Annotated in this window: 11 protein-coding genes; 7 read left to right on the top strand and 4 right to left on the bottom strand. The window is 52.1% G+C overall.

What is annotated here, in order from left to right; all coding sequences use genetic code 11:
* Positions 1-5 precede the first annotated feature (5 nt).
* Positions 6-1,382: a Gfo/Idh/MocA family protein gene (locus H7846_RS16105; protein WP_186693567.1), complete on the bottom strand. Its 1,377-nt coding sequence runs from the start codon at positions 1,380-1,382 to the stop codon at positions 6-8.
* Between the two features lie 267 nt (positions 1,383-1,649).
* On the opposite strand from H7846_RS16105, the gene H7846_RS16100 reads away from it, so the two are divergent.
* The 4 genes from H7846_RS16100 (at position 1,650) to H7846_RS16085 (ending at position 11,625) form a co-directional block, all read left to right on the top strand.
* Entirely contained in the window at positions 1,650-2,837 is a 1,188-nt protein-coding gene (locus H7846_RS16100) for an acyltransferase family protein (protein ID WP_186693565.1), read from the top strand.
* A gap of 331 nt (positions 2,838-3,168) precedes the next feature.
* A complete protein-coding gene (locus H7846_RS16095) occupies positions 3,169-5,079 on the top strand; it encodes an FG-GAP-like repeat-containing protein (protein ID WP_186693563.1) in 1,911 nt (636 codons plus the stop codon).
* Positions 5,080-5,570: 491 nt separating this feature from the next.
* Entirely contained in the window at positions 5,571-9,335 is a 3,765-nt protein-coding gene (locus H7846_RS16090) for a TonB-dependent receptor (protein WP_186693561.1), read from the top strand.
* Positions 9,336-9,423: 88 nt separating this feature from the next.
* Complete coding sequence (locus H7846_RS16085; RefSeq protein WP_255461009.1) at positions 9,424-11,625, top strand: outer membrane protein assembly factor BamB family protein; 2,202 nt, start codon at positions 9,424-9,426, stop codon at positions 11,623-11,625.
* Positions 11,626-11,802: 177 nt separating this feature from the next.
* Here H7846_RS16085 and H7846_RS16080 read toward each other — a convergent pair whose 3' ends face one another.
* Positions 11,803-12,600 carry an SDR family NAD(P)-dependent oxidoreductase gene (locus H7846_RS16080; protein ID WP_186693557.1) on the bottom strand — a complete coding sequence of 266 codons (798 nt, stop codon included), beginning with the start codon at positions 12,598-12,600 and terminating at the stop codon, positions 11,803-11,805.
* Positions 12,601-12,633: 33 nt separating this feature from the next.
* Positions 12,634-13,413: an SDR family NAD(P)-dependent oxidoreductase gene (locus H7846_RS16075; protein WP_186693555.1), complete on the bottom strand. Its 780-nt coding sequence runs from the start codon at positions 13,411-13,413 to the stop codon at positions 12,634-12,636.
* 316 nt (positions 13,414-13,729) lie between these two features.
* On the opposite strand from H7846_RS16075, the gene H7846_RS16070 reads away from it, so the two are divergent.
* The 3 genes from H7846_RS16070 to H7846_RS16060 all read left to right on the top strand — a co-directional run bounded on the left by H7846_RS16070 (position 13,730) and on the right by H7846_RS16060 (position 16,626).
* Entirely contained in the window at positions 13,730-14,638 is a 909-nt protein-coding gene (locus H7846_RS16070; protein WP_222597521.1) for a sugar phosphate isomerase/epimerase family protein, read from the top strand.
* A 12-nt stretch (positions 14,639-14,650) separates the two neighbouring features.
* Positions 14,651-15,451: an IclR family transcriptional regulator gene (locus H7846_RS16065; RefSeq protein WP_186693553.1), complete on the top strand. Its 801-nt coding sequence runs from the start codon at positions 14,651-14,653 to the stop codon at positions 15,449-15,451.
* Positions 15,452-15,597: 146 nt separating this feature from the next.
* Complete coding sequence (locus H7846_RS16060; protein WP_186693551.1) at positions 15,598-16,626, top strand: SMP-30/gluconolactonase/LRE family protein; 1,029 nt, start codon at positions 15,598-15,600, stop codon at positions 16,624-16,626.
* 126 nt (positions 16,627-16,752) lie between these two features.
* On the opposite strand, the gene H7846_RS16055 is transcribed toward H7846_RS16060, so the two are convergent.
* Positions 16,753-17,724 carry an NAD-dependent epimerase/dehydratase family protein gene (locus H7846_RS16055; protein WP_186693549.1) on the bottom strand — a complete coding sequence of 324 codons (972 nt, stop codon included), beginning with the start codon at positions 17,722-17,724 and terminating at the stop codon, positions 16,753-16,755.
* Positions 17,725-17,817 lie beyond the last annotated feature (93 nt).

Raw genomic sequence — 17,817 nt, 5'->3', positions numbered from 1 at the left:
AGGTTTTATATCCAGCTGCTTTGCTCGAAGGTGTAGGGTGAGCGCTGGGAACGCGACAGCATAGCGTTCGCCTCCTTGTCATTGTTGAAGCGTTCGCGTTCGGGGTCCCAGTGAAGGTGTCGATTGGTCTTCATTGCGATGTGATGCAGAAGACAGGTGGAGCATGCCCGGTGCCCGATTTCGATGGGAGCCAGGGGTTGCTTTCGAGACCGGACGCAATCGAGCCAGTTGGCATGATGCTCGCTGGAGGTTTCGAGATGAATTTCGTTAGGGCCGATGACGGAATCGAGAATCTTCGGGTTGCTGGCCATCAGTGGCTCAATCTTTGCTGGTTGCCCTGCGCCGGCGGTGGGTGTCGTCATCTCGTCGCGTGTGACGAAGATCCACCCTTCGGTTCCATACCATTTAATGCCGTTGGGAAAGTCGCCCGAGATATCCATAGTGATTCCGTTGGCATACCTGGCGTGGGTCAGAAATTTCCCGTGGACATTCCATAGGCCGGTTTTGGGGAACTCTGCTGTTCCCCAGATCTCGACGGGGCCGGTATATTCGGTATTCATGCCCCAATGAGCAGTGTCGACATGATGGGCTCCCCAGCCGGTGATCATGCCAGCCCCGAACTGTTCGATGCGTAGCCATCCTGGCCTATCGAATCCCTTTGGGGGCATGACCCGGTCTACGGTGTAGGGAACAACGGGAGTCGAGCCCAGCCACGCATCGTAGTTGAATCCCTGCGGGATCGGCATGGGGGTGGGATCGCCGCCGGAGGGATCTCCGGGGAGGCCAATCTCTACGTGCTTGATCTCTCCGATGCGGCCGTTGCGAACCAGTTCGCAGGCGCGATGGAATTGCTTCCATGAACGCTGCTGACTTCCGATCTGGAGGATTCTTCCAGTGGCCTGGACGGCGTTGCTCAGGTAACGCCCTTCCGCGATGGTCAGAGAGGCGGGCTTCTGGAGATAGACATCTTTTCCTGCACGCACGGCTGCGGCGGCCACGATCGCGTGTTGATGGTCGGGAGTGGAGATCACGACGGCATCGATCTCTTTATTTGCCAGAAGCTCGTGAAAATTGTGATAAACCGTGACGGCATCGTACGGCTTGCCCAGCTTCTTTGTGTAGGCATCGGTCACGAATTGTTTGCCGAGTTCGGCCCGTGTTGCGTCCAGATCGCAGACGGCAATGACGCGGGCACCGTCATATTTAAAGATGGCCGGCAGATCATGTCCGCGGGAGATTCGACCGACGCCGATGGCTCCTATATTGATTCGTTCGCTTGGGGCCTTTTGTCCAAAAACTGTGGCAGGAACGATAGTGGGGAATCCAATGGCGGCTGCGGTACCGAGTGAGGTCTTAATAAAATCCCGTCGCGTGGCCTTCATCTAAGTTTGGTTCCTTTCCAGTTAAGGACTGCGCTGGTTGCAGGACTTGCCGTGCCGGATTTTCGCACTGCACTAGAGAGTTGCTGCGTTATGCGCAGGAGAGTCAGCTCACATCGCAGATTATCCGAGGCTGTCTGTAGCAGGTCGTGCTTTCGCACGAAAAGTCTACTGTACTGTCTGATTTGTGGGGAAGCTTTATTGACTTTCGTTTGTTGATCTTCTACTCTCCTCCGAATCCTACAAACGATCTGAGGATGTATCCACAACATGGCTTCGTCTACTGAGTCTTTGCCAAAACGCAACCTTGCGATCGATGCGTATCGGGGTTTCGTTATGCTCCTGATGATGGGCGAGGTCCTGCATTTCTCCAAGCTCGCGTTGGTGCATCCTACGAGCTGGCTTCTGAAGATCCTTGCGTACAACCAGACCCATGTCGAGTGGGCGGGTATGAGTTTGCACGATACCATCCAGCCCGGATTCACGTTTTTGGTTGGGGTGGCGCTCCCTTATTCGCTGCGCAGCCGTATGAAGAGACAACAGCCTTTCCAGGCGATGCTTCTGCATACGGTATGGCGCAGCGTGGTGCTCGTGTTTCTAGGGATATTTCTTCGTTCAACCCATAGCGCTGTTACGAACTTCACGTTCGAAGACACGCTTACCCAGATCGGACTCGGTTATACGTTCGCATTTCTGCTTGCTTTTGTTCGTCCTCGCTGGCAATGGACAAGCCTGGGTCTCATCCTCTTTGGGTATTGGCTGGCATGGGCGGTCTATCCAGCGCCAGGCGCCAACTTTTCCTATCCCTCTGTTGGGGTGCCGGCCGACTGGTCACATCTGTACCACGGATTCGCGAGCCACTGGAACAAGAACAGTAACTTCGGCCAGGCGTTCGATCTCTGGTTCCTTAACCTCTTTCCGCGTCCGGAGGCCTTCCGCTTCAATGGTGGAGGATATCTCACGCTTAGCTTCATTCCTACGCTGGGCACGATGATTATCGGGCTTATCACGGGGCAATGGCTCATTCAATCGGAACCGGAGATTCCATTTCGCCGGATGCTTACGACTGCGGCGGGCCTTATGGTGGTGGGTGTCGTGCTGCACGTTACAGGTATCTGCCCCATCGTAAAGCGCATTTGGACGCCGTCATGGACGCTTTTCAGCGGCGGGGTCTGCATCCTTTTTCTCGCGCTTTTCTGTTGGGGTGTCTATACCAGGAAGCATTCTCGGGCTGCATTCCCATTTGTTGTGGTCGGCATGAATGCTATTTCCGCCTACCTGATGGTGCATCTGATGGAAGAGTTCATCCAACGCAGTTTCCGCACACACATCAGCGCACGGGGGTTGAATGCATTCGGCGCGTACGCCGAACCGACTGTTGTCGGTGTTCTTACGCTGACGACCTATTGGCTGATGCTTTTCTGGATGTACCGCAGGAAGATCTTTCTCAGGATCTGATCGCACACTCCCAAAAGCCTGTAAGTACTGCGAGACAGATACATCTGGTTTGTATCTGTCACCTACTACGTTATGGGGATTCGAACCCAACGACCTCTGCGGCGCCATATCGGGCATTGACGTAGGCCGCTCAAAAGGTGCTGAGGATGATCGTAGGGGCTGACAGTCGCGGGACACCGAGAAGTGAGCGAATATGCAAGGAAAGTGTGCGAGGCTGTTGACGATCGCATGCCGTCACTCTATAGTTTATTTCTCGTATTAAGCACAATATATTGCATAATTCGCAATATATCCGATTGAACCTTAGTCGATAGATGCTCGGGGAGTATAGATGAGACAAAATCTGCTTCTGTTGATCGTATTGTTTATCGCGGAAATTTCATTTGCGTCGGGACCTTCGTTCAACCCCGATGTTCGATTTACCGGGTCCTCGATAAAGGGTTGGCACACGTTAGGCGAGTCGAAATGGAGCGCTGATACGGGTACGATTACGGGGCGGCCGGTCGACGACATGGGTGGCTGGCTGGTGTTGGGTAACTCATACCAGGACATTAGTTTCTATACGGAGTTTCGTTGCGAAGAAGGCTGCGAGACCGGGGTGTTGCTGCGCGCTGAGAAAACGCCGGATGGTGGGATGAAGGGTGTTTACGTCTCACTTGATGATTCAGTTCTGAATACATATGCGGTGAAGATCGACTCCAGTGGAAGAATTGTGAAAAAAGATAAGCTCCCACGAGGCGGTCTGCTGGCTCGCGTGACGCCCCCGCCTTCGCCCTCTCAATCGCAAGCAGGGAACAGGCCGAGGCCGCAGCGTCCTAGCATCGACCTTCCTGTGAAGCCCGCCGATACTTCGCTTCGGCCTCACGAGTGGAACTCGGTGGAGATTTTTTTTGATACCAACACGGTCCGCTCTTTTCTTAACGATGGCCACCAGCAAGGTGCGATTGCTGAAGATGGTGGATATGGTCCAGTGGCGCTCCATGTAGGTGGTAAGGGGGCAGTTCACTTTCGCGGGCTCGCTTATATGGATATGTCTCTGAAGGTAAGAGATGAGGAAAAGGTTGGCCCACACTTTCGTAAGCAAAGACTGAGCGACTTTTACTACTCCTGGGGGACGGCAGCTGCTGACTTTAACCAGGATGGTGTGCTCGATGTGATCTCAGGCCCTTATATCTACTACGGTCCAGATTATCGGAAGTCTCGTGAGATCTATGTTGCATTGGCATCCAACCCGACGACCGAGTTCGCCACTGATTCGACGATGGAATTTGCCGCTGACTTCAATGGAGATGGCTGGCCCGATGTCCTTACTGTAATGTTCGGAGGAGATTCCGGCATCCAGCTCTACATTAACCCAAAGGGCGAAGGACGCCGCTGGCAGAAGTATGTTGTTGGAGGAGGCGTACAGAGCGAGATTGCGGTACTGCGCGATATCGATGGTGATGGGAAACCGGAGCTAATCTACTCTGGCGATGGGCGTATCCGTTATGCAAAGCCTGATCCTGCCAAGCCTACCGAAAAGTGGATAGTGCATGACATTTCTGAAAGCGGGTATGGTGCAGGACACGGCATTGGCGTGGGGGATATCAACGGCGATGGTCGCATGGATATCGTGAACCCTTATGGTTGGTGGGAACAACCAGCTGCTGGAGCAGACTCGGGTCTCTGGACTTATCACCCTGCAGCCTTCGCAAAGTTCGGACGGGGGATGATGGGAGGAAGTGTTATGGCTGTCTATGACGCTAACGGCGATGGACTTAACGACATCGTGACCTCGCTCAACGCTCATGGCTGGGGGCTTGCCTGGTATGAGCAGAAAAGGGATGCCGCCGGCGAGATCACCTTTACAGAACACATGATCATGGATGACCGATCGACCAAGAATGCCGGAGGGGTTACATTCTCGGAGTTGCATGGGACAGGATATGCCGATGTCGATGGGGATGGGATTCCTGATTTTATCGCGGGGAAGCGTTATTTCTCGCATCTTGATACCAACCTAGATCCAGACCCGCGAGGAGCCCCAGTTCTCTACTGGTATAAGACAGTTCGAAACCATAAGGCTCCCGGTGGCGCTGAGTTGCTTCCTCAACTGATCGATACGCACAGTGGTGTCGGCTCGGATGTGCTTGCTGTTGATCTCAATCATGATGGGGCGATCGATGTTGTAACGTCCACGCGATTTGGGACTTTTATTTATTGGGGGATTCCGCGACGTACGGGCTCTGTTCAGGGGAAGTAGCCGCGCTCATTGGCAGGCGAGATTCATACGCATGGAGTCACACAGATCAAAGCAATTGCCGTTGACGTGCTCCGGCTGAAGCGATTTTTATCGCTTACCGGTGAAATGATAGTGGAATTCAAAAATGCTGCGATTCTCGATGCTTGCAACCCTTGGCATGTTCTCGACGAGAGGAGATTTTCCTTGCGATCAGGGATACGCAGGCGGAGTCGCCGAGCTGTAGTCGGGGGCAGCCCGCCGAATTTGTCGAGTGGTTCCAGCGAGTAGACGGGATCAGAGAACCTCTGCCATCCTGCCTGTATAGATGGGGGCGCTCCGGGGCATTTGCCCCCTAATCTAAAAAATTGATTTCATGCAAAACAATTTCTTGACTCGCGTTCCTCCATATTGCTACGATTCGCCTCGTCGAATAATGCAATATTAATTGCGTAATATGCAATATGTAATTGACGAGGATGTCGTCACTACATGGCATAAGGGAGGCACCGCAAATGAACGTCAACTTGAAAAAATATTGGATACTTTGTGCAAGTCTGCTGATTTTTTTGGTTCAGGCAGCTTATGCTCAGGTCCGTTCCGGCACCATCACTGGCACCATTATGGATTCGACGGGAGCCGTTGTCGTCGATGCGGACGTGATTGCACGGGATGAGGCAACGAACCTCGAGTACGCGGGGAAGACAACCCAGGCCGGTCAATACACGATTCCGTATCTGGCAGCGGGAACATATACCGTTACGGTAACTAAGTCTGGATTTCAAAAGTACTCGGCTACAGGTGTACGTCTAAGCGTCGCACAGACGGTGAAGGTGGATGGTACGCTGTCGGTCGGTACCGCGACTGAGCAGGTCGATATTCAGGCGTCGGGTGTGCAACTGCAAACTGAGAGCAGCACCATCACTTCGGCGGTTAGCGCGGAGGTGATTGACGCCATTCCCAACATCACTCAGAACCCGCTTTATTACACAACCTTGCAGAACGGTGTTCAGCCTCGGAACCAGACTGCAAACAGCCAGTCGCTCAACTCTTTCGGCATTGGGGTTGCGGGCCGCGCTCAATACTCGTCTATCGGAGTAAATGGCGGCCGCGCCTTTGAAAATGATATTCAATTGGACGGACTTCCAATTACCGGCAATGGCTTCAACGAAGCGGCGGTCATTCCCAATACGGAAGGTATTCAAGAGGTCCGGATTATCAGCAATAACTTCACCGCGGATTACGGTCGAGGCATGTCGGTGATGGCGATCAGCACCAAATCCGGTGGAAACCAGTTCCATGGCCAAGCCTCATACATGATCCGCAATGAGGCACTCAACGCGAACACTCCGGGAAATAAAGCCCAGGGGATTCGCAGGCCAGCCTTCAAAGTGAACGATTTCGGCGGCGGCTTGTCCGGTCCGATTATCAAGAACAAGCTTTTCTTCTCTTCGAGCTATCATTACCTGCGTTTCAACCAGGGACAGAACTATTTACAGACCGTTCCCACCGCTCTCGAGCGTGTCGGTAATTTCAGCCAGACCCTTACACAAGATGCCAGTGGAAGACCAGTTCCAGTTCAGATCTACAACCCATACCAAGTTACGCAATTGGCTTCTAATCTCTATGAGCGAGCGCTGATTCCGAATGCCATCATTCCGAATCCAAATCCAGCTGCTCTGTTGATGTACAGCTTCTATCCGCTCCCTAACAGGACTCCTGATGACGTATACAACACCAACAACTACACCTCGGCGGTGGTCAATACGGTTCGACGCCAGACGCTGAGTACACGCATCGATTACAAGCTCGGCAATCACTCGTTTTACAGCAGTGGCGGATACGACTTCGGAAAAATTACACAACCACGCGCATTCGGTACGGCTCCTTTCAATAACGCTCCAAGCTCGACGCAAGACAATAATTACTATGCGCAGCTCGGCGACACCATCGTCGTGCGGCCAACGCTTTATGTCGATGTCCGTTATGGCGTCACCAGAATCAGCACCTATAATCTGGCCGGCAATCAGTCAGGCTTTACCCAGTACAACGATTTTGGAATCGCCCCCGCAACGCAGGCACTTTTTGCCGTGATGGGGTCAGCCCCTGTAGTCAACCCGAACGGCTTTAGTGGCGGAACAGGTGGAGGAAGCAACTGGACTGCTCTTTCCAGCGGACAGTTTGCCAATAAACGCGAGAGCCAGATCGCACATGCGATCAACGGAAGCGTTACGAAGGTGGCGGGCAACTGGACATATAAGGCTGGTGCAGAGTATCGCGTCATGCTGGCAAACTACACCGACTTTGAAGAGGGCTCGTCGAACATCGGTGGCTGCTGTGCGGCCGATCCTGGAGGAAACTACTCCTTCCGATACGTCACTGCCTCTGGAGGGTCTGCGCCGAATAATACGTCGCCTGTATTGGCTGGAGTGAACTCGGCAGCGATGCTGCTGGGCCAGGGGGTCTGGTTCGTTCGTCCTGGAGCAAACCTTAAGCCCGCCTATACTGCAAAGTACTTCGCCGTCTATACACAGAACGATTGGAAGGTGAAATCGAATCTGACCATCAACCTCGGTCTACGCTGGGACGTACAGCCAGGAGTGACCGAGCGTTACAACCGGATGACTGCCATCGATTTTACGAAGAAGAATCCCTTCGGTTCGATGGGAGTATTCGCCTTCCCTGGTGTCAATGGGTATAGCCGCAATCTTTGGGATACGGAGTACCACGACTTCCAGCCGCGTGTAGGATTCGCTTATCAGGTATATCCAGGAACGGTTATTCGAGGCGGATTCGGCATCACCTACCTGCCGAGTAACAGCGGTTATTTTTCCAGTTCTAACGACTACGGTGGAGCTCCGTTTGCTGCCGGCAATCAGGCACTGCCCTACGGCGCCAACCCGAACGGCGTCCCGGTCACACGTCTTAGCGACCCGGCTCCTCTTGTTGCTGCCGTTGGCGCAAATCAATCGGCTCCGCAGATCTATGGAACCCAGACAACCTACTTTGACAGGCACCTGAAGAATCAGGTCGCCAAACAAGGAAATGTGTTTATCGAACAGGCGTTCGGTAAAGGCGACCAGTGGATCATGTCTCTGGGCTGGAGTGGGTCTTTTTCGAATAATCTGACCACTCGCAGTCAGCCTTTCCAGAATCTTCAAAGCATTGATCCGTCGGTGTTAGGAAACTGGCATGATCAATACGTCGCGAGCAATGGCCAAACAAATCCGGCCAATGTCCAGGTCACAAATCCATATCAGACTGGTGCCAGCCTGGTTCCCTTCCAGGGAGGTCTATCTGGCCGCACCCTCCAGCAGCAGATTCCTTATATGCCCTATCCTCTGCTCTGGGGAGCCACGCTTGACGGTTCACGTGGTTACGGCAGTTATAACTCTCTGCAAGCCAGACTCACCCATGCCTTTTCTTCTGGGTTGAATCTCTCGGCGAACTATACATGGAGCAAAGAGCTGGACTATGTTACGACTCCTATTGAGGATGGGCAGGGTGTCAACTCCGGTGGTACGGTCGGAACGCCTGACCTCATCCACAACAGCCTGAACCGGAATTATGGTCTCGCGGATGTTCCTCATCGCTTCGTCGCAACGATCGTCTATAACTCGCCCTTCGGCAAGAATGGAAAGCATGCCCTGGAGAATCCGGCCGCACGTTTTGCTCTTGGCGGCTGGAGCCTCGGATCGGTTGTCAGCCTTCAAGGTGGTATGCCGATTACGGTCAGTATGAACAGCAGTGCTCTCACATCGCGAGTTGATCGCGTGCCTGGGGTGCCGATCCAGGTCCCGACGGCACTGCAGAAGCGCTACGACGGCAAGACTACGGTGACGCTCCCTTGCGGCAAAACAGTAACCCCAGGCAAGTATCAGTTGCTGAAGTACAACGCCTGTGCCTTCTCGGGGCGCACCATCACTACGCCGAACGGGAGCGTTGTCCCTGATATCTACTGGATCGGAAACCATGCGCAGACCAGTGGCGATATGCGCGGACTGGCGCGCTATAACGTGGATTTCAGTCTACGTCGTGCGTTCCCGATCCATGAGAGGTATCGGATCGATATTTCGGCTGAGGTAACGAACCTGCTCAATAATGCGCAGTGGAATAATTCCGGGAACAACAATACCGGTGGCCTCGGGTCGACCAATCTCACGAATAATCTAGCCGGTGGCCTCATTCCTGGACTGGGCACGAGTGCTACCTTCGGGACGATCAACCTGAACAGCTTCGATGCACGTCAAATCCAGATGCATGCGAGGTTTGCTTTCTGATCTCAACCCTTGGCGCGGCTCAGCACAGAGCCGCGCCAGCATATTGTTTGCTGACTGGTGTTAGGGGACTTACAAAAGGGTGTTTGTGATGAAATTTTGTGGCGGGTTGAAGTTTGTTGCTGGTGGTGCCGGAGTTGCAGCGCTATCGGTTTTTGCAATTTATGGTGCTATGGGTAACGGCGGTGCTGGAAAGTCTCTGAACGTTGATTGGGCAACCTATGAAGCGAATCAAGAGGGGAATCATTATTCACCACTAACGCAGATTAACCGTTCCAACGTAAAAGATCTCCAGGTGGCCTGGACCTACGATATCGGGGAGTCGGTTTCGATCGATAATCCACTCATCATTAACGGGATCATGTATCTCAGCGGCAAGAATGGTGGAGCTATTTCAGCGCTCGACGCCGCAACTGGCAAGGAGATATGGGTTTCGGAGCCAAAGATGGTAAGCGCTCGTCAGCGCGGCCTGACATATTGGGAGAGCACCGACCACACCAAGCGTCGTATCGTCTTCTACCGCGCCAATCACATTCGACAGATCGACGCCGAAACAGGAAAGCTCGATCCAACTTATGATGTGGATTTAAAACAGGGCCTCGAGCGTGATCCCGAAGTCATATTCAATGTGCAGAGTGTCTCGCCACCGAGGGTATGGCGTGACACATTGCTTGTTGGCTCATCTCCGGGTGAGGAGTATGGATCGCCCGTCGGAGATATCCGTGCCTTTGACCTTAATACTGGCAAACTTGTCTGGCAGTTCCATACGATTCCAACGCCGGACGAACCGGAGGCGAAGACTTGGGGACCCAATCCGCGAGCCTTTAACGGAGGAGCGAACTCCTGGACGGGATCGTCCGTCGATGAGAAGCGTGGCATTCTCTATGCCGTTACAGGTTCCAGCACCTATGACTTTTGGGGAGTCGATCGTCCCGGAGACAATCTGTATGCAGATTGTTTGCTCGCCATTGATATCCGGACCGGCAAGCTTCTCTGGCATTTTCAAGATGTCCACCATGATCTGTGGGATTATGATCTGGCTTCCACGCCAGTTCTGTTCACAGCCAAAAGCAAAGGTAAAAAGGTGGACTCGGTCGCTATCGCCGGAAAGACCGGTTTTCTCTTTGCCTTTGATCGCGTGACTGGCAAACCTCTCTTTCCCATTGAAGAGCGCCCTGTACCGCAGGGAGAGCACATGGAGGGGGAACGCCTTTCACCAACCCAACCGTTCCCCACTGTACTGAAGCCTTTCGTACGTCAGACCTTCACGGTTGACGATATCGATCCGGCGATTCCGGAGCCAGAGCGCTCGGAGATCCAAGCTCGTTTTCGAACCCTGCGATGGGAAGGCATCTTCACACCGCCCTCCACCAAACCCACACTTGAAGCTCCAGGAAGCAACGGTGCAGCGAACTTTGGCACAACTTCTGCCGATCCCGTGCGTGGACGAGTGTATGTGGCCGGTGTTGACATTCCTGCAGTAATTCAGCTGACCAAGTCTCGGCCGCAATTTGGTGCAGGGAACAATCCGATGGAGCGTGGCCGCTCTCTCTACCAGAAGAACTGTGCAGTCTGTCATGGGGCCGATCGCACCGGCCACCCGCCAACATTTCCTTCTCTGATCGGCGTCAACGCCCGTTTGAACAATGAAGAGCTTATCGATCTCATCCATGCGGGTAAGTCGCCGATGCCGGGCTTTCCGAACATCACTGGTCAGTCGATGACTGATCTATTGACCTATGTCAACAATGGGTTCATACCGAGTGACGCTCCACCTCGCAAGGTGATGAAAGGTCTAGCTGAAGGCGAGCCGCGCTGGCGCACCGATTATGGTTATTGGTACACCAAAGCAGGCAATGGCGTGATGCGTCCGCCATGGACGACGCTTTCGGCATATGACATGAATACCGGCGCGCAGTTATGGCAGGTCCCGATCGATAGCGATCCAAACTATCCCATTAAAGGCATCAAGACTGGCACAGGCGACACCAATAAGGTCGGAATCGCCATCACCGGAAGTGGCCTTCTTTTTGTTCCAGAAGATCGCCTGAAGAAACTGATCGCACTCGACGCGGACACCGGTAAGACTCTATGGGAAGGAGATCTTCCGGAGAATGCTGTAGGGATTCCCTCCGTTTATGCTGTGAACGGTCGCGAGTACGTCGTCGTTCCCGCCGCAAGCGGAGTCATCGGCCCGAAGGGTTCCGGAAGGCCTGCGGGCTCTGGCACTAAGCCCGTACGTACAGTGCATAACCAGTTCGTTGTTTTCGCACTACCGGAAAAGAAGAAATAATTTCGATTGAGTAAGGAAAGAAGAGTCAGAGATATCGACTGATCACATATCGGTCCGGTCGATATCTCCTGTTTGACTGCATTGAGCATTCGACGATGATGATGTAAGTCATTAGCAAATGAAAAGACTCGTCTCGGCGCGAGTGTTTTTCGAATAGAGCGCTTTTCAGGCGCGTTATTATTTGCCCACCCATCCACCATCTACATATAAAGATTGACCTGTTACATAGGAGGCTTCGTCAGAAGCGAGAAAGGCTGCCACAGAGCCGATCTCCGCCGGAAGTCCCGGTCTACCGAGCGAGATTTGGGTGACCACCTGAGGAAGGATATCTGGTCTATTCAGGACCCATTGAATCATAGGGGTATCAATTAGGCCGGGATGAATACAGTTAACACGAATCCCGTTGGCTCCTACTTCGGCAGAGATATTGCGAGTTAGCGCCTCGATTGCTAGTTTACTGGGAGCATAGTGGGTACGTCCTGGGAGCACCCGAGCTGCCTGGATGGATCCGATGTTAATGATGGATCCTTTGCGCCCTTCAGCGATCAGGCGCCTGCAAAAAGCCTGTGAACACATCCACTCACTCTTCAGGTTCGTAGTCGTGACCGCCTCCCATTGTTCATCTGTGAGCTCGGTGAATGGAATGATCGTCTCGATTCCAGCATTGTTCGCAAGCACATCGACTGGGCCAAGCTCTGCCCATGCAGTATCGAAGACACGTTCGACATCGGAGCGCCTGGACACATCTCCCGGAACGACAATCGCGCGACGACCTTTGTTTCGAATGTTATTTGCGACCTCATCCGTTCGCGAATCCGCAGTCAGGTCATTGATGACGACATCCGCACCTTCATGGGCAAAAACTTCTGCAATCCCTCGCCCGATCCCCTGGCCCGCTCCTGTCACAATAGCGATCTTGCCCTTTAATCTCATATTTTGTCCTTTATCGAGCTGTCGCTCCTGTGAAAATTTCATCAGTTGAAGATTGTTGTCCGATAGAAATCGAGATTAGTGGATGGTCCACCCACCATCCACCATGAGAGTGTGGCCGACGATCATATCCGCGAAGTCGCTGCTTAGAAAGAGCACCGCGCCGATAAGGTCTTCAGGCTGGTTCCATCGTCCGCGTGGAATCATCTCCTGGGTTGCCCATTCTTTATATCCGGGCCGCTCAAGGATGTTTTTGCGCGATTCAGTTTCCGTAATGCAAGGTGCGACGGTATTAACCAGTACACCCTGGTGAGCCCATTCAAGCGAGAGGGCTTTGGCCATGTGGTGGACAGCGGCTTTAGCGGCAGCGTAAACAGCGCGTTTCTTAAATGCAATTTCGCCAAAGTTAGAACCGATGTTAATGATGCGACCCTTTCCTTGAGCGAGCATAACCCGGCCAGCCGCCTGGGATGCGAAGAAGATACTCTTCACGGTTGCATCAAAAGTCTTGTCATATTCCTCTTCCGTAACGTCGAGCGCATCTCCGGTTCCGGTCCAGCTTGCATTGTTAACAAGAATATCGATGCGGCCGAATCTGGCGATCGTTTGATCAACCAAAGCGCGACAGTCCGTGACTTTATTGACATCGGTTATGACGATATGAGCTTGCCGCCCCAGCGCTTCAATCTCTTGTTGTAGTTGTTGGATCTCTTCCATTCGGGGGCCGGGATATTTAGCGAGCACCAGATGGGCTCCGGCTTGCGCGAGCCCTAGAGCGATTGCTCGGCCGATCCCTTGAGATGCGCCTGTTACGACGGCAATTTTGTCTTTAAGGTCAAAGCTGGAATAGTCGGGCAAAGGATGCTCCTCCCCATCCAAGATCGACTTAGAGCCGACTTAGAAGGTTCGTTAATTTACGAGAGTTTATATTGCATAAAAAGAGAATAACATTGCATATAATGCAATATATCGCGAAAAAATATTATCTTTCGCTTATCCCTACGTCAAGGCGTAAGTCTTTAGGATGACTTATGTTTTTTGAGAGGAGCGGACTTTCATGAGGCCGAAGTCTAGCTTGACAGGTCGCTGAAAAGAAGCGCAAATTATATTGCGTATATTGCAATATGTTTTGCTTTTTACGCAAACATGATCAATACGTTGGGGGAGGTAGCATTTGAATTCCATTCTGGCTCGTCGCACATTTCTTTTGCGCGCGGCTCTCGCTTCTGCCGGACTCGTCGCGACGCCTGCTTTTTGCGCATCGTCGAAGCGAAGAACGATCCATCTGGGGCACACGGGTATTACGTGGAGAAATTCCGACGTCGAATCTGCGGTTCAGGATGTCGCCTCGTTAGGGTTCTATGGCTTTGAGACCTTTGGGGAGGTTCTGGAGAAAGAAGAGGAAAGGGGCGGCTTCTATTCGATCCTGAGAAAGAATCATATTCCTCTGATCTCAGCGTATTGCACGATGAATCTGACCGAACCAGCTCGTAAAAAAGAGGAGTTGGCGAAGGCCGTTAGATGGTGCCAATTAATCAAAAAGAATAGAGGACAGATTTTCGTCGTAGGGCCGAATCAGGTTTCACGGCAAACCTATGACTTCGCTTCTAATAAAGCCAACATCATCGGTATGTTGAATGAACTCGCCAAGACGGTAACGGACCAAGGTTTGACACCGGTGCTGCATCAACACACGGGAACCTGCATTGAATCGCGCGATGAAACCTATGCTGTGATGGAGACCGTGGATACCCATCATCTGAAATTTGGTCCTGATGTGGGACAGTTGACCAAAGGAGGTCAGGATGCCCTTAAAGTAGTTAAGGATTTCTTACCTTTGATTCAGCACATGCATTTGAAGGATTTCAATGGAAAAGATGATGCTCTTTTAGGATATTGCCCCCTTGGACAGGGGGAAGTGGATGTACCTGGAATCCTAGACCTGATGGAAGGACGAAAGATTAGTGGTATGGTAATGGTCGAGTTAGATAATGATTTTAGGAATCCGTCTCCGACCTCAATGAACCTGGCAAAACAAAGTCGGGACTACTTGCAGTCTATTGGAGTCCGATTCCGAGCTTGAATAGCAGGAACCATGCCAAAAAAAGTAGCCCAAGTTCCATTTATCCAAAGCCTTGATCGCGGTCTAACTATTCTTCAAGCCGTTGCCACGTCGAGACAGCCGGTCACTCTTGGTGAGCTGTCCGAGTTGCTTGGAGTCGACCGGAGCAGCGCCTTCCGTTTGGCCCAGACTCTGAGAAGGAGGGGCTTCCTATCTACACCGGCCGGCCGCAAAGACTATATTCTCGGTTCGGCGATTTGGACGCTCTCTCGTCAATATGACTGGAGTAATATGCTCGTTCGTGTGGCGCACCAGGAGCTTAAGGCGCTCGCACAGGGGCTCAATGAGACAGCCCACCTAGCTATTCGGGAAGGCAGAAGCGCGCTTTTTATCGATTCTGTTCATGCCCATCATGTCATTGTGGTTGCTGGTCAAACTGGCGAACTAGTGCCACTGTATGCTACTGCTCATGGAAAAGCCCTACTGGCTGATCTGGGAGAGAAGGAATTGCACCATATCTTCGGGGCCGACTCTTTACAGAAGTTCACCAAGACTACAATCAAGACCATACCTGCACTGTCGCGAGAATGTGTCACGATTCGCGATCATGGGTATGCGACCGATGACGCGGAGTATATGGAGGGGATACGTTGTGTAGCAGCTCCGATTCGGTTAAATACTGGCATGATTGTGGGCTCTATTGGTATCTCAGCGCCTGCCTCGCGCTTTCTGAAGGAACATTATCCTTCGCATTCCAAATTAGTGATGCTGTGCGCTAAAAAAATTGGTCAGCTTCTGAGCGTATCTGACGAAGTCTCTGAACAGAGCGCTTAACGATCAATTGCCAAGGAAAGACACCGACGGATGTTGGTGTCTTTCCTTTTTAGGGGGACTGCCTTTTTAGAATTTTTCAAAATTTCATTTTGTGCTAATATTGCAAATTATATTGCATATTATGCAATATAAGGATAGCCAACAAGATGAGAAATCCGATCCTCGATTTTGAGATCGATAAATCAAAATTGCAATATATCGGCAAGGACTTGCAGAGGCCTGAATGCATTCTTGCGGAGAAAGACGGCACTTTGTGGTCCGCAGATTCTCGTGGTGGCGTCGTTCGACTGCGGCATGATGGAACCCAAGAGATTATCACGCAAAAGATCTCTTCTCATTTCTCAGAAGCAGAGAACGAAGGTGCGCGTTATCTAACCGGAACGCTTCCGAATGGGCTGGCGTTTGCGGCGAACGGAGATCTCCTCATTTCAAACTTTGGAACTGACCGGCTCGAGATAATGACGAGATCGGGAAGTGAGTCGAAAGTGCTTGCTGACAGCATCGACGGTGAGGCGATCGGCAAGGTTAATTTCGTGCTGCGCGATTCGAAAGGACATATCTGGATTACTGTTTCAACTCGGATCAAGAATTGGATGCACGCGCTTAGGCCTGATCTATCGGATGGTTATATTGCTCAATATATCGATGGAAAGTTCCGGATCGTTGCTGATGGCTTCCATTTTACGAACGAGATCCGCCTGGATGCTCGGGAAGAATATATGTATGTGGTGGAAACAACGGGTGGTTGCATAAGCCGTCTACGTGTACATGAAGATGGGGCGCTGAGCGATCGTGAGGTCTTTGGTCCGTCGAGTCTGGGAAAAGGGGCCTGGCCAGATGGAATCGCGTTTGATAGTTTCGGAAATCTTTGGGGCACATGCGTCTATTCAGACAAACTATTTGTGCTGACTCCTGATGGCGATCTGCGGGTTCTTTTGGATGAAGGAGATCCGGTGAAAGTGGACGCTCTGGAGAAGCAATTTATATCTGGTTCTGTTACAGAAGATACGTTATTCGCGACTGGTCGAGGCATTGCCCCCTGGATGGCCAGTGTTACGTTTGGCGGGTCCGATCTTCAAACGGTCTATATAGGTTCGCTTCGCGCACCAAGCATTCCATACTTCCGCGCCCCGATGCCTGGATTGCCCATGGTGCATTGGAATGAACGCTACTAACCGATTCTATTGAGATGGCCAGTGGGCTGTTTTCCTGGAGATTTTGATGTGATATTGGTACCGGCAGCAACAACTCTAACGTGAACTAAATCAATGGTGAGAAGGCTCGGGATTGGTCACGCGATTCTAAGCTGGATCACCGCTATGCAGTAACGATAAATCATTCACCTGCATAGCGGTTACTGCTTCCTGAACCGCTTGAAGCGAAGTATAGCGAGGAGCATAGCCCAGTAGCTTACGGGCTTTGGAGATGCTGCAATTCGGTGAGTGAGCAATGTGATCCCAGGTTAATCGCGCGTCTTTTTCGCTGACGGTTTTTTCCCACTCTTTCCACGGCAGAAATGTAAGATTCGCCTTGTGACCAAACCAGTCGGCCATCCGTTCTGCGAAGCCTCGAAGGGTAATTGCTGCCGGGGACACAACATGAAAACTTTCGCCGATGGAAACACTTCTCCTTGCTAGAGCACACATAAATGCCTGTGCTACATCGCTAGCATGAACATGATGCACGGTTTCCATGCCAAAGTTAGGCAGCGTAACAATTTTCCCTTGAGCCAGATTAGAAAAGACCGAAGGGTTGAAGTTTCCCTGTGGATTGATTGGGTTCCATCCAACTCCAACCAGGTGGCCCGGATGAAGTATGGTTGCCGGAAAGCCCTCTCGCCGGGCCTTTAATCGCAGATATTGTTCGATCTGCAACTTACGTATACCGTAGTCGCCAAAAGAAGTTCGCACTGCGTCTTCGGTTGTCGGAACCTCAGCGCTCGGACCATGGACCCAGATAGTTCCGCAATGAAGCAGATGTTCCGTTTTACCACAGAGCGCATCGACCAGCTGCTCTGCGCTCTCAAGGCGATAACAAGTCAGGTCGATGACGACATTCGCTTCGAGCGAAGCGATCTTCTCACCAAAAGTTCCTGCGTTCTCTTCTGCATCTCGATCGAGAAAAACGTTCCGGATTGCTTTCCAGGCGGAGTGTTCGAGATATGGATGCCTGAGCCCGCGGGTTACACAGAGAACAGTATGTCCCGCCTCTACGAGTTGTGGGGTGAGATAGCTGCCAATGTGGCCGGTTCCACCGATGATCGCGATTCGCATGGGCTCTCCTGCTTTGAGTTGTAGTTCTAGGGACAACATTTTATTTCGTCTAAGGGAGAAGCTCGAGGGTTGAGGTTGACGGAGGTTTGCTGT

Origin of the sequence: Edaphobacter sp. 4G125 (genome assembly GCF_014274685.1) — a bacterium.
Taxonomy (GTDB): domain Bacteria; phylum Acidobacteriota; class Terriglobia; order Terriglobales; family Acidobacteriaceae; genus Edaphobacter.
The sequence above is the reverse complement of the archived record's forward strand: the minus strand, read 5'-3'. Positions and strand labels throughout refer to the sequence as shown.

Excerpts from the sequence above, each read along its gene's own strand:
- H7846_RS16090 (WP_186693561.1), top strand. The coding sequence starts at position 5,571 with ATGAACGTCAACTTGAAAAAATATTGGATACTTTGTGCAAGTCTGCTG.
- H7846_RS16060 (WP_186693551.1), top strand. The coding sequence starts at position 15,598 with ATGAGAAATCCGATCCTCGATTTTGAGATCGATAAATCAAAATTGCAA.
- H7846_RS16105 (WP_186693567.1), bottom strand. The coding sequence starts at position 1,382 with ATGAAGGCCACGCGACGGGATTTTATTAAGACCTCACTCGGTACCGCA.
- H7846_RS16055 (WP_186693549.1), bottom strand. The coding sequence starts at position 17,724 with ATGCGAATCGCGATCATCGGTGGAACCGGCCACATTGGCAGCTATCTC.
- H7846_RS16080 (WP_186693557.1), bottom strand. The coding sequence starts at position 12,600 with ATGAAATTTTCACAGGAGCGACAGCTCGATAAAGGACAAAATATGAGA.
- H7846_RS16085 (WP_255461009.1), top strand. The coding sequence starts at position 9,424 with ATGAAATTTTGTGGCGGGTTGAAGTTTGTTGCTGGTGGTGCCGGAGTT.
- H7846_RS16095 (WP_186693563.1), top strand. The coding sequence starts at position 3,169 with ATGAGACAAAATCTGCTTCTGTTGATCGTATTGTTTATCGCGGAAATT.
- H7846_RS16065 (WP_186693553.1), top strand. The coding sequence starts at position 14,651 with ATGCCAAAAAAAGTAGCCCAAGTTCCATTTATCCAAAGCCTTGATCGC.
- H7846_RS16100 (WP_186693565.1), top strand. The coding sequence starts at position 1,650 with ATGGCTTCGTCTACTGAGTCTTTGCCAAAACGCAACCTTGCGATCGAT.